This window comes from Burkholderia sp. Z1, from assembly GCF_014893795.1.
GTDB classification, from domain to species: Bacteria; Pseudomonadota; Gammaproteobacteria; order Burkholderiales; family Burkholderiaceae; genus Burkholderia; species Burkholderia theae.
In genome coordinates, this window is sequence record NZ_JACFYL010000002.1 from 1122221 (window position 1) to 1135190 (window position 12970).

10 protein-coding genes are annotated in these 12970 nt (G+C 69.3%); 8 read left to right on the plus strand and 2 right to left on the minus strand.

Going from position 1 to position 12970, the window contains the following annotated elements; all coding sequences use genetic code 11:
* Nucleotides 1-171: 171 nt before the first annotated feature.
* Entirely contained in the window at nucleotides 172-1074 is a 903-nt protein-coding gene (locus H3H55_RS22115; protein ID WP_048247295.1) for a LysR substrate-binding domain-containing protein, read from the minus strand.
* Nucleotides 1075-1262: 188 nt separating this feature from the next.
* On the opposite strand from H3H55_RS22115, the gene H3H55_RS22120 reads away from it, so the two are divergent.
* Nucleotides 1263-2411 (plus strand): metallophosphoesterase, encoded by a 1149-nt coding sequence (locus H3H55_RS22120; protein ID WP_193100208.1) that lies wholly within the window; start codon nucleotides 1263-1265, stop codon nucleotides 2409-2411.
* A 10-nt stretch (nucleotides 2412-2421) separates the two neighbouring features.
* Here H3H55_RS22120 and H3H55_RS22125 read toward each other — a convergent pair whose 3' ends face one another.
* On the minus strand, nucleotides 2422-3009 hold the full coding sequence (locus H3H55_RS22125) for a malonic semialdehyde reductase (protein ID WP_048247298.1): 588 nt from the start codon (nucleotides 3007-3009) through the stop codon (nucleotides 2422-2424).
* 236 nt (nucleotides 3010-3245) lie between these two features.
* Between H3H55_RS22125 and H3H55_RS22130 the strand changes: the two genes are divergently transcribed.
* From H3H55_RS22130 to H3H55_RS22160, 7 genes are all read left to right on the plus strand, one after another.
* Nucleotides 3246-3842, plus strand: a complete 597-nt coding sequence (locus H3H55_RS22130) for an alpha-ketoglutarate-dependent dioxygenase AlkB family protein (protein WP_193100209.1) — start codon at nucleotides 3246-3248, stop codon at nucleotides 3840-3842.
* 303 nt (nucleotides 3843-4145) lie between these two features.
* Nucleotides 4146-4352, plus strand: a complete 207-nt coding sequence (locus H3H55_RS22135; RefSeq protein ID WP_129515258.1) for a hypothetical protein — start codon at nucleotides 4146-4148, stop codon at nucleotides 4350-4352.
* 314 nt (nucleotides 4353-4666) lie between these two features.
* On the plus strand, nucleotides 4667-5098 hold the full coding sequence (gene gspI / locus H3H55_RS22140) for a type II secretion system minor pseudopilin GspI (protein WP_193100210.1): 432 nt from the start codon (nucleotides 4667-4669) through the stop codon (nucleotides 5096-5098).
* Complete coding sequence (locus H3H55_RS22145) at nucleotides 5082-5744, plus strand: type II secretion system protein J (protein WP_193100211.1); 663 nt, start codon at nucleotides 5082-5084, stop codon at nucleotides 5742-5744. The genes gspI and H3H55_RS22145 overlap by 17 nt, the downstream gene beginning before the upstream one ends.
* A 188-nt stretch (nucleotides 5745-5932) precedes the next feature.
* On the plus strand, nucleotides 5933-8155 hold the full coding sequence (locus tag H3H55_RS22150) for a tetratricopeptide repeat protein (protein ID WP_193100212.1): 2223 nt from the start codon (nucleotides 5933-5935) through the stop codon (nucleotides 8153-8155).
* Nucleotides 8156-8197: 42 nt separating this feature from the next.
* Nucleotides 8198-10441 (plus strand): tetratricopeptide repeat protein, encoded by a 2244-nt coding sequence (locus H3H55_RS22155; RefSeq protein ID WP_193100213.1) that lies wholly within the window; start codon nucleotides 8198-8200, stop codon nucleotides 10439-10441.
* Nucleotides 10438-12678 carry a tetratricopeptide repeat protein gene (locus H3H55_RS22160; protein ID WP_193100214.1) on the plus strand — a complete coding sequence of 747 codons (2241 nt, stop codon included), beginning with the start codon at nucleotides 10438-10440 and terminating at the stop codon, nucleotides 12676-12678. The genes H3H55_RS22155 and H3H55_RS22160 overlap by 4 nt, the downstream gene beginning before the upstream one ends.
* Nucleotides 12679-12970 lie beyond the last annotated feature (292 nt).

Below are 12970 nucleotides of genomic sequence, written 5' to 3' on the forward strand. Positions count from 1 at the left end.
TTCGGCAGCGACGACCAGGTCGTCACGATTCTGCCAGCGCAAGCTCGTATAGGGTTGCTAACAGACTGTAAAGCATCGTCAGACAAAAGCAGGGTAGCGGACTTTGTTATGCCGATGTGGCGGAATCGATACGGAAGCGGCTGATTGCCGCTCGAACGCACGGGAATCCGGTCAGTCTTGCCGGTTGCGGGCATCCTCGACCAGCAGGTCGACGAGATCGCGCGCGAAGCGCGGCAGCGCGTCGAGATCGGCGACGCAGATCTGCAACTGGCGTTCGGCCCAGTCGTCCTCGAGCGCGACGACGCGCAGCGCCATCGTCTTCGCGTGGCGGCGTGCGGTCCCTTCGGGCAAGACGCCGACACCGACGTTCGCCTCGATCATCCGGCAGGCCGTCTCGAAGTTGCTGACCTGGATGCGCCAGCGCAGCGTGCGCTGCACGTCGGCGGCCGCGCGCTTCAGGAAGTTGTGGAGCGCGCTCGCTTCGGGCAGGCCGATGAAGTCGTGGTCGAGCGTCGCGACGAACGGCGTCGATGCCAGGCTGGCGAGCGGGTGCCCGAGCGCCGTGGCCAGCACGAGGCGGTCGCTCCGGTACGGCATCGCCTGCAACCCTTCGGTGCGCACGTCGCCGGCGACGATGCCGATGTCGACCACGCCTTCCTGCACCGCGCGCACGATGTCGGGGCTCAGCCGCTCCTGCATGTCGATCGTCACGTCGGGATGCTTGACGAGATAGTGGCGCAGCACGGCCGGCAGGAACTCGCTCATCGCCGTGGTGTTCGCGAACACGCGCACGTGGCCTTTCACGCCCGACGCGAATTCCTGCAGATCGCCTGTCAGTTGCTCGAGCTGGCGCAGCACGCGGTGCGCATGCGTGAGCAGCGTCTCGCCCGGCGCGGTCAGCGTGACGCCCTGGCTCGTGCGGCTCAGCAGTTTCACGCCGACCTGCTCCTCGAGATTCTTGATGCGCATGCTGGCCGCGGGCACGGACAGGTGCGCGCGCTCGGCGCCTCGCGTCAGGCTGTTCGCCTCCGCGATGTGCGTGAAGAGTTTGAGGTCGACGAGATCGAAGCGCATGGCGGTGATGGCGGGAGAATGGCCGATTATCGCGCGAAGCCGCGCGAGGCTCCACCGGCGGCCGCGACCGGTCGTCGCGGCCGGGATCTGTGTACCATCGTGCGTATGACGCAAAGCGCGGCACGGGGCATCACGGCCCGGTGCGATGCGCGTCGCGGAAGCGGTATCGCAACGAAGGTGAGTGTTCCATGCGAAGTTTCTTTGTCCGGTTCATTGCAATCGGCGTGTTGTTCCATCTGTACGTCGGGATGCGGATCATTCCCGATGCGTTCGCGTCGCCGGTCGCGCGCACGATCGCGACGCTCGTGCTGGCGAGCTTCGTCGTGCTGATCCCGGTCGGCATGTTCTCGCGTCGTTTCGACGAAGGCTGGGCCGCGACGCTCGCCGGCTGGGTCGGCTCGCTCGTGATGGGCTTCTTCTCGTCGCTGCTCGCGCTGACGTTGTTGCGCGAATTCGTGCTGCTCGCCGTGCTCGCATGGCGGCAACTCGGGCACGACGGCGCGTGGAGCGGCGCCGCGGCCGACACGGCGCTCGGCGTGCTGGCGGGCGCGGTGCTCGTCACCGCGATCGGGTTTGTCGGCGCGCGCCGCACGGCGGCGGTCAAGCGCGTGTCGATTCCGGTCGCGGGGCTGCCGGCCGCGCTCGACGGGCTGTCGATCGTGCAGCTGTCCGACATCCACGTCGGGCCCACGATCAAGCGGCCCTATGTCGAACGGATCGTGCGTGCGGTCAATGCGCTCGAAGCCGACCTCGTCGTCGTGACGGGCGACGTGGTCGACGGCTCGGTCAAGCGCCTGCGCGAACATACGGCGCCGCTCGGCCGCATGCAGTCGCGGCACGGCAGCTTTCTCGTGACCGGCAACCACGAGTATTACGCGGGCGCGCATGCGTGGATCGACGAATTCCGCCGCATCGGGCTGACGGTGCTGCTGAACGAGCATGTGCTGATCGAGCACGGCGGCGCGCGCGCGGTGCTCGCGGGCGTGACCGACTTCACGGCGGGCGGGTTCGATCCCGCGCATCGCAGCGACCCCGCGCAGGCGCTGGCGGGCGCGCCGCACGACGTCGGCACGAAGATCCTGCTCGCGCACCAGCCGCGCAGCGCGGAAGCGGCGAACCGCGCAGGTTTTACCGTGCAGTTGTCGGGGCATACGCACGGCGGCCAGTTCCTGCCGTGGCCGCCGTTCGTGCGGATGCAGCAGCCGGTAATCGGCGGGCTCAGCCGCTTCGGCGATCTGTGGCTCTATACGAGCCGCGGCACCGGCTACTGGGGGCCGCCGAACCGCTTCGGCGTGCCGTCCGAGATCACGCTGATCCGGCTGACGCGCGGCGGTTAGGCGGCGGCTGTTACTCGATGCGGGCGATATCGTCGAAGTCGAAGCGCGGGCTGCGCGGGAACAGGCCGGCCGGATCGCCGTAGCCGAGATTCACGAGGAAGTTGCTCTTGATCGCGGTGCCCGCGAAGAACGCGGCATCGACCTTCGCGCCGTCGAAGCCGGACATCGGGCCCGCGTCGAGGCCGAGCGCGCGCGCGGCCAGGATCAGGTATGCGCCCTGCAGCGACGAGTTGCGGAACGCGGTAGCCTCGATCAATGCATCGTTGCCGGCGAACCAGCTGCGTGCGTCGGCGTGCGGGAACAGGCGCGGCAGGTGCTCGTGGAACGCGAAATCCATCGCGACGATCACGGTGACGGGCGCGGCCATCGTCTTCGCGAGATTGCCTTCGGACAGCGCGGGTTTCAGGCGTGCCTTCGCTTCGGGCGACTTGACGAACACGAAGCGCGCGGGGCTCGAGTTCGCCGACGTCGGGCCGAATTTCGTCAGGTCGATCAGGCGGTGCAGCAGCGCGTCGTCGACGGGTTTGTCCTGCCACGCGTTGTGCGTGCGCGCGGTGAGGAACAGTTGATCGAGGGCGGAATCGGAGAGGGTCGTCATGATGGGATCCGGGAAGAAGGCGGCCGGGTCGCGCCGGCCGGCATGGCGAAAGAAAGCGGCGCTTCCGGCAGGGCGCGCCGCGACACGCCGCGATGATAGCGTGATGCGCGAAAGCGCATCGCGGCGCGCGGCGGTTTCCTTTCGTCGTCGAATGAGAGCGCATGGCGGCGCGCGGCGCCGTTGGCTAGTATGCAGGCATGCACTGTTCGCCCCGTTCATCACCCGTTCCTTCCGACATGTCGACGCCCGATCTCTTTGCTGACACACCCGCGCCCGACGTGGACTGGTACCCGGACTGGCTTGCGCAAGCCGATGCCGATCGCGTGCTGGCCGCGCTGATCGGCGAGGTCGCGTGGCGGCAGGACACGATCCGCACGCCGCGCGGTCGCATTCCGTTGCCGAGGCTCACCGCATGGCAGGGCGAGCCCGATGCCGTGTACGTGTATTCGGGGATCCGCAACGTGCCGGCACCGTGGACGCCGGCCGTGCTCGACCTGAAGCACGCGGTCGAGGCGACCTGCGGCGCGCGATTCAACAGCGTGCTGCTCAACCGCTACCGCAACGGGCAGGACAGCCTCGGCTGGCATGCGGACAACGAGCCCGAACTCGGCGACGCGCCGGTGATCGCGTCGGTGAGCCTCGGCGCGATGCGCGTGTTCGATCTGCGCCATCGCGCGACCGGCGTCACGCATACGTATCGTCTCGTGCACGGCAGCCTGCTCGTGATGCGCGGGCGCACGCAGGCCGAATGGCAGCATCGCGTGCCGAAGGCGCCGAGCGTGCAGGGCGAGCGCATCAACCTGACGTTCCGGCGCGTGATGCCGGCCGGATAGATCGCGCCCTGTTTCCACAATCCATGAATGACCGATGCGGGCAATCGGTCTTGTGTGCGGCACGTTGCCGCACGAGGGCCGTGCGGTGTGGCCCGATATGGCCCGGAGGCCCGTTCCATATGGGTTTCAGGCGGATTCGATCGACCGCCCGGTTCCGATAGATGAGTGAAACCTCTGATGGTGCGTCGCAACAATCATTGACTAGACTGTCGAATGGCAGAAACGCGTCGCATCCCGGCGCGATCCTTTCGACATGCCCCGTGTGTTGCCGATGCAACGCGTAAGGGGGCAGGAGCATAACGCGTGACCCTATTCGACCCTTCCTTCGAACCCTCGCTGCACGTCTTTGAACAAGACGGCGGATGGCAATGGGCGCTGACGGTGAAGCGGGCGACCGGCGTCGGTGTGAAAGTCGTCGCATTCAGCCAGGAAGGCTTGCGCGGCGAAGCCGAGGCTTACGCCGCCGGCCAGCTTGCCCGCGCCGAGTATGACGCCGCCGTGACGGCCTGACACCGTCGCGGCGATCCCGCCCGAGGATTGCCTCTACCGCCCACCGCCCGTTGCCGGGCGGTTCTCTCCCGATCGTTTTCCGTTTTCCGTCGGCCGCGATGCATGCACCGCGCGACAACGCACGTCGCACGCGGTGCGCCGGCGCGCGTGTCCGTCCGCGCTTGTCGCGCCAAATGGTCCGTACCATTCGACACGTGTGTGCCATACGCGGCGCTTAACGTCTTCGCACGGCGTCCGTCGCGCCGGCGATGCGGCCTGCGCCGCAGTCTGGACGCCGGACGCCGGGCGGCGACCCATCGACAAGAACGCAGGTCATGTGCGACGACAGAACCGACTACAACCGCCATGCGCGCGGCCGATCGCGCATCGCGCGGGCGCCGGAACGGGGATTCACGCTGATCGAGGTGCTGATCGCGCTGGTGATCGTGGCGGTCGCGCTCGGCGCCGTGATGCGCGCGATCGGCGCGCTCGCGTCCGATACCGATACGGCCCGCATGCGCCTGCTCGCGTTATGGAGCGCCGACAACGCGCTCGGCGAGATCCGCATCGCATCGACCTGGCCATCCGTCGGCACGAACACGTTCGCGTGCCCGCAGGGCCGCTACCGGTTCGTGTGCCGCCAGTCGGTGGCCGCGCTGCCGAGCCCGTTCGTGCGTCGCGTGACGGTGAGCGTCTTTCCGTCCGCGTCGAGCCGCAACGTGCTCGCCGAAGTCGTCACGGTGATCCAGAATGAAGCGCGCCGCTGAACCGCGCGCGGCGGCGCGTGCCCGCGGCTTCACGCTCATCGAGATGCTGGTCGCGATCACGCTGCTCGCCGTGATCGCGCTGCTGTCATGGCGCGGCCTCGACGCGACGATCCGCGGCCGCGACGATATCGCGTCGAATCTGGCGCAAACGCGTCTGCTCGGCCGCTATTTCTCCCAATTGCAGTTCGACCTGACGAACCTCGTGACGGCCGACGAAGTGTTCGGGCCGCCGCTGCGCATCCGCCCGAACGAACTCGTGATGGTGCGCCATCTCGGGGTCGGTGGCGGACCCACGCAGATGCAGGTCGTGCGTTACCAGCTCAAGGGGCGCGAACTCGTGCGCAGCGCGTCGCAGCCGCTCGCGTCGCTGGCCGAGGTCGACGACGCACTGCATCACATGGATGCGTTCGCGCGTGTCGTCGTCAGCAATGATGCGCGCTCGATGCAGCTTTCCGTGTGGATTCCGCCGGGTGGATGGACGACGAGCCAGACCGTCATCGAACAGGCCTACGCGCAGTTTCTCGCACAGCACCGCATCAGCAACTCGACGTCGATCGGCGCGCCGGTGCCTCGCGGCGTCCGCTTCACGGTCACGATGGGCGCACCGGCGGTCGAATTCGTGCGGACCATCCCGATCGGTCAATGAAAGCGCGATGCCGTCCGGCGCACGCGGCCACGCCCGGAAAGCCGTTCCGTCCCCCGGACAAAATGGTCCGTAACTTTCGTCATACGTCTGTTATTGGCTGTCCATTAGTCTCGTGACGAGCATGACCGCCGCGACCGGTTCCATCGACCGGTTCAGCGGCGGCATCGGCAAACGGGAAGGGGGCGAACGTGACGGTCGAGCACCGGCATGATGCACACGCGGGCGCGTCGGGGCACGACGCGCGCGGGCAATGGCAATCGGCGGCGATCCTGAGCCGCGCGCAGCAATGGCACGGCGCAGGCCGGTTCGACGACGCGGCACGCGAATATCTCGCGGTGCTCGCGAACGAGCCCGATCATCCGCAGGCGCTCCATCTGTACGGGGTGCTGCAATTCCAGCGCGGCGCGGCCGACCATGCCGAAGTGCTGCTGCGCCAGTCGATCGCGATCGAGCCGGACGCGCATGCGCTGTCGGATCTCGGCGCGATCGCCGGCGAGCGCGGCCGCATTGACGAGGCGCTGGACCATTTCGCGGCCGCGCTGCGCGCGGCGCCGGACGACGTGCAGACGCTCGTGCGCCGCGGCAACACATTGATCGGCCTGCGCCGCTACGACGACGCGCTCGCGTCGTTCGACCGTGCGCTCGCGGTGTCGCCGCTCGTGCTCGACGCGCTCTGCAATCGTGGCGGCGCGTTACGCGCGCTCGGCCGCCTCGACGATGCGCTCGACACCTACGATCGCGCGCTGATGGTCGATCTGCATTCGTTCGAATCGTGGTTCAACCGCGGCCTCGTGCTGCGCGAGCTGCGGCGCGCGGCCGATGCGCTGCACTGCTTCGATCGCGCGAACGCGATCCGGCCGGGCGTCGCCGCGATCCTGGCCGAGCGCGGCCGCACGCTCGCCGGGCTCGACCGTCTCAACGAAGCGCTTGCCGCGTTCAACGATGCGATCGCCGCTGATCCCGCGCGGCTCGACGCGCTTTGCGACAGCGCGGCCGTGCTCGAACGGCTCGGCCGCGCGGACGAGGCGCTCGCGCGTTGCGAACGCGTGCTGGCGCTCGATCCGGATCACGCCCGCGCACTCGCGAGCCGCGGCAATGCGTTGCTGCAGCTCGAGCGTCACGATGAAGCGCTCGCCAGCTACGACCGTGCGCTCGCGATCGATCCGCGCTCGATCGACGCGCTGTGCAATCGCGGCACGACGCTGCGCGACCTGAAGCGCTTCGACGCGGCGCTCGCCAGCTACGATGCCGCGCTGGCGCTCGACGCGCGCTTCGCCGAAGCGTGGACGAACCGCGGCAGCGTGCTGCAGGACCTGCATCGCTACGACGAAGCGATCGCGTCGCTCGATCGTGCGCTCGCGCTGCGCCCCGATCAAGCGACGCAGTGGCTTGCACGCGGCAACCTGTTGGCCGACCTGGGACAGGTGGACGTTGCACTGGCCGCCTACGACCACGCGCTCGCGCTGCAGCCCGATTTCGCCGGCGTGCATTGCGCGCGTGCCGCGCTGCACCTGACGGAAGGCGACTTCGCGCGCGGCTGGCACGGGTACGAATGGCGGCTGCGCGACGCGCAGTTCGCGCGGCATGCGCGGCCGTTCACGCAGCCGGCGTGGCGCGGCGACGAACCGCTCGACGGCAAGACGATCCTGATCCATGCGGAGCCGGGCCTGGACGACATGCTGCAGTTCTGTCGTTTTGTGCCGCTCGTCGCGGCGCGCGGTGCACGCGTGGTGCTCGAGGTGCAGCCGGCGTTGCGTGCGCTGATGGCGTCGCTCGCCGGTGCGGCCCACGTGATCGCGCGCGGCGAGCCGCTGCCCGCCTTCGACTGCCATGTGCCGCTGCCGAGCCTGCCGCATGCGTTTCGCACCGACGCCGACACCATTCCGAGCCCCGCCGCGTACCTGCATGCGGATCCGTTGCGCATGCGCCAGTGGGACACGCTGCTCGGCGAACGGCGCAGGCTGCGCATCGGCCTCGCCTGGGCGGACCATCCGGCGCAACGGAACGACGCCGGCCGGTCGATCGATTTCACGCGGCTCGCGCCGCTGTTCGATCTCGACGTCGACTGGATCAGCCTGCAGAAACCCGTTCACGAACACGACGAAGCGCTGCTGGCGGACACGCCGGTACGCCGCGTCGACGACGAACTCGGCGACTTCGCCGATACGGCCGCGTTGATCGGCGCGCTGGATCTCGTGATCGCGGCCGATTCCGCGGTCGCGCATCTGGCGGGCGCGCTGGGCGCGCAAGTCTGGGTGCTGCTGCCCGACCCGCCGGCCTGGCGCTGGATGCGTACGCGCGGCGACAGCCCGTGGTATCCGTCCGCGCGGCTGTTCCGGCAGCCTGCGCCCGGCAACTGGGCGGATGCGATCGGCGCGGTGCGCGCCGCGCTCGAACCGATGACACGTTAGACACAATTCGCGATACGAACAGCGACCAGTGGGGGCCACACGATGACACCAAACGGGGAAGGGACGTCCTTTGCGAGCGCGCCGGTCGCGCCGGATTGCCGTCCGCCCGACACCGCGCAGCTCGAACGGCTGCTCGTGCGTGCGCGCAAGGCGCATCACGAGGGCGCGCTGCAGCATGCGGAGAACGCGTATGCGGAACTGCTGGCGCTCGATCCCGAGCATCCGGAGGCGTTGCACCTGCTCGGCGCGGTGCGTTTCCAGCAGGGACGTCTCGACGATGCCGAGCCGTTGATGCGGCGCTCGGTCGAGCGTCAGCCGGTGCCGCTCGCGCTGGCGAACTACTCGGCGGTGCTGGCCGGGCTCGGGCGCGAGCACGATGCGCTTGCGCGCCTCGACGAGGCGCTCGCGATCAATCCGGTGCATCAGCGCGTGCTGTTCCAGCGGGCCGGCCTGCTCGCGCAACTCGCGCGGTACGACGAGGCGCGCGCGGTCTACGATCGCCTGCTCGAACTGACGCCCGGTTTCGCCGACGGTTACGTGAAACGCAGCGACATGCTGCGCGCGCTCGGCCGCTTCGATGACGCACTCGCCGACTGCGACCGCGCGATCGCGCTCGCGGGCCGCACGTTCGACGCGATGCGCGGGCGCGGGCTCGCTTTGCGTGAACTCGGCCGCTACCGCGACGCGGCGGACAGTTATGGCCACGCGCTCGCGCTGCGGCCGGGCAGTGCCGATGCGCTGTTCCTGCGCGGCGTCGCGTATCTCGACCTGTACGACCCCGAACACGCGCTGGCGGATTTCAATGCGGCGATTGCGGCGAGCCCCGCGTTCATCGACGCGATCTTCAACAGTTCGGTCGCGCTCGAACAGCTCGGCCGACACGATGAAGCGCTGATCCGTTGCGACCGTGCGATCGCGATCGATCCGCGCCATGCGCGTGCACTCGCCAATCGCGGCAATGCGGCGAGCCACCTGGGCCGTTATGCGGATGCGGTCGACAGCTATGCGCGCGCGGTCGATGCCGAACCGGGCAGCACGGGCGTGCTGTGCAACTACGCGAGCGCGTTGATGCGGGTCGACCGTCACGACGACGCGCACGACATGTGCGATCGTGCGCTGGCGATCGATCCGCACTACGCGCCCGCGTCGTTCACGCGTGCGCGCGTCCGGCTCGAAACGCATCGTTACGACGACGCGCTCGACGATCTCGCGCGCGTGATCGTCGCGACGCCGCGCGACAAGTTCGCGCATTTTCATCGCGGCAGCGCATTGTCCGCGCTGCGGCGGCACGAGGATGCGTTGCACGCGTATGCGGAAGCGATCGACATCGATCCCGACTACGCGCACGCGCACTGCATGCGCGCGTTCCTGTGCCTGTCCATCGGCGACTTCGCGGCCGGCTGGGCCGAATACGAATGGCGCTGGCGCGACAGCCAGCTCGACGGCAGCCGGCGCGATTTCGCGCAGCCGCGCTGGACGCACGGGATGCCGCTCGACGGGCAGACGATCCTGCTGTATCCGGAGCAGGGGCTCGGCGACACGCTGCAGTTCTGCCGTTACGTGCCGCTCGTGAAGGCGCTCGGCGCACGCGTCGTGCTCGAGGCGCCCGTCGAGCTGAAGGCACTGTTCGCGACGCTCGACGGTGTCGACGTGCTCGTCGCGCGCGGCGACCCGCTGCCGCCGTTCGACCTGCATTGCCCGCTGTTGAGCCTGCCGCTCGAATTCCGCACCGATCTGTCGTCGATTCCGGCGGGTGCGCCGTACCTGCGCGCCGATCCCGTGCGCGTCGAGCGCTGGCGTGCGCGCCTGGGCGCGGCCGACCGGCCGCGTATCGGCCTCGTGTGGGCCGGCAACCCGCTGCACCTGAACGACCGCAACCGCTCGATCACGCTCGCCGACTTGCTGCCGCTGCTCGACGATCGCTACGAATGGATCAGCCTGCAGAAGGTGATCCGCGACGAGGACCGTGCGGCGCTCGACATGAGCGCGATCCGCTTCGTCGGCGACGAACTGACGGATTTCGCCGAAACGGCCGCGCTGATCGACGCGATGGATGCGGTGATCAGCGTCGATACGTCGGTCGCGCACCTGGCCGGTGCGCTCGGCCGGCCGCTTGCGGTGATGCTGCCGCACACACCCGACTTCCGCTGGTTGCTCGATCGCGACGACAGCCCGTGGTATCCGGGCGCGCGACTGTTCCGCCAGCCGGAGGGCGGCCAGTGGGCGCCGGTCGTCGAGCGGATTCGCGACGCGTTGCCGGCGCTGGTGACGGGAGCGCTGCGATGAGCACGGCGCAGGCACCGGCGTATGGCGCGGGTGCCGCGCCGCTGCGGGCCGCCGTCGACGATGCGCTGCGCAATGCGCGCGCAAGGCTCGAGCAGCGCGATTTCGCGGGGGCGGGCAGGCTTTACGAGGGCGTGCTGGCGATGATGCCCGACCATGTCGAGGCGCTGCATCTGCTCGGGTTCGTGCATCTCCAGCGCGGCGATCCCGCGCGCGCGGAGCCGCTGATCGCACGGTCGATGCAGTCCGGGCTGAACCAGCCGTGGAATTTCGCGAATCATGCGGCGGCGCTGACAGGTACGGGCCGTCATCGTGAAGCGCTCGAGACGGCCGCACAGGCGCTCGCGCGCGATCCCGGTCATGCGCCCGCGCAGGCGGCGCGCGGCGACGCGCTGCACGCGCTCGGCCGGCATGGCGAAGCGGTCGGCGCCTACGATCTCGCGCTGACGCGCGAGCCGGGCCGCACGTTGACGTGGGTCCGGCGCGGCGAGGCATTGCGCGCGCTCAATCGGCCGGCCGACGCGCTGATCAGCATCGAACGTGCGCTGCGGATCGATCCGGACGATCCGGCCGCGCTCGCCGAACGCGGCCATGCATTGCGCGCGCTGGGTCGCGGCGACGAGGCACTGCATTGCTTCCAGCTCGCGATGGTCGTGCGCGGCAAGACGCCGGATCTCGTTTATGCGTGCAGCTACACGCTGATCGAGCTGGGCCGCCCGGCCGAGGCGCTGGCGTGTCTCGACGAAGCGCTCGCGCGTCTGCCGGACGATACGCAACTGCTGTTCGTGAGCTGTGTCGCGCTCGATCTGCTGCATCTGCGCGACGAGTTGCTGAAGCGCAGCGACCGGCTGCTTGCGCGCGACCGCGACAACGTCGGCGCGTGGGTCGGCCGCGGCAACGCGCTGCTCGGGCTGCGGCGCCATGAGGAGGCCGCGCACGCGTACGGCGAAGCCCTCGCGCGCGCGCCGGCGGATTTCGACGCGCTGCGCAATCGGGCCGGCGCGCTGCGCGCGTTCGGCGCGTACGACGAAGCGCTCGTGCATTACGACCGTGCGCTCGAAGCGCGCGGCCCGCACGCGGAAGTGCTGTGCAATCGTGCGATCGCCCAGCAACTGCTCGGCCGCTACGACGATGCGCTCGCGAGTTACGCGGCGGCGGCCGGCGCGCAAGGCCGGACGGCGCAGGAGATCTACACCCGCGCGGTCGCGCGCCAGCAGCTCGGCGACTACGACGCCGCACTTGCCGATTTCGCGCTTGCCTGCGTGCGCGATCCGAATCACGGCGTCGCGCGCCGGTCCGAGGCGTTCTGCCGGTTGGTGATGGGCGACTTCAATGCCGGCTGGCGGCAGCACGAAGCACGCTGGGATGCCGCCGATGTGATGCTGCACCGGCGTCATGCGGACCGCCCGCAATGGACGGGCGACGAACCGCTTGCGGGCCGTACGTTGCTGCTGCATGCGGAGCAGGGGTTCGGCGACACATTGCAGTTCTGCCGCTACGCGAGCCTCGCGCACGAGCGCGGTGCGACCGTGCTGATCGATGCGCCGGCCGCGCTGGCCGACCTGCTCGGCACGCTGCGCGGCGTGAGCCGCGTCGTCGCCGACGGGCAGCCGGCGCCGGCGTTCGATCTCCATTGCCCGATGATGAGCCTGCCGTTCGCGTTCCGTACGACGCTCGACACGGTACCGGCCGACGTGCCGTATCTGCGTGCCGAACCGCGGCGGCGCGCTGCGTGGATCGAGCGGCTCGATGCGACCGCGCCGGCGCGACGCTTGCGGGTAGGGCTCGCGTGGTCGGGCAATCCGGATCACGCCAACGACGAAAACCGGTCGATGACGTTCGCCGCGCTCGCGCCGCTCGTCGCGCTCGATGCGACTTTCGTGAGCGTGCAGGTCGGGGTGCGCACGCGCGATGCCGAAGCGTTCGCGGCAAGCGGCGTGCTGTCGTTCGAGGCGGAGCTGAAGGATTTCGCGGAAACGGCCGCGCTTGTCGACACGCTGGATCTCGTGATCGCGGTCGATACGTCGGTCGTGCATCTGGCCGGTGCGCTCGGGCGCCCCGTGTGGGTGTTGCTGCCGCGCGTGCCGGACTGGCGCTGGCTGCTCGAACGCGCCGACAGCCCGTGGTATCCGGGCGCGACGCTGTTCCGGCAGCAGCGGCCCGGCGACTGGCCGGCGCTGGTCGAACGCGTGGCGCAAGCATTGGCGGACCGCATCCGTGCGCACCGCGAAACGGCGTGACCGGCCGACTGTGACAAAAGCTACGGACCTTTCACGTGCGGCCGGAATGGTCCGTAACACCCGCCACGCCACTGCCATCGGGCCTTCGTATGTTCTTGTGATTCCAGCGTCCGGGTTCGGGCCCGGGCGCAACGACGAAGCGCGACAACGGATCGGCGCCGCTTTCGGCGCGATCGTCGTCAAGCGCAATTTCATAGGATTCGGGGTGAAGAATGGCAGCACGCGCACGCACGGCACGACAACCTGACGCGACGGGTTCGCGCCCGGTCCTGAAATCGGAACTGCGGCCGCT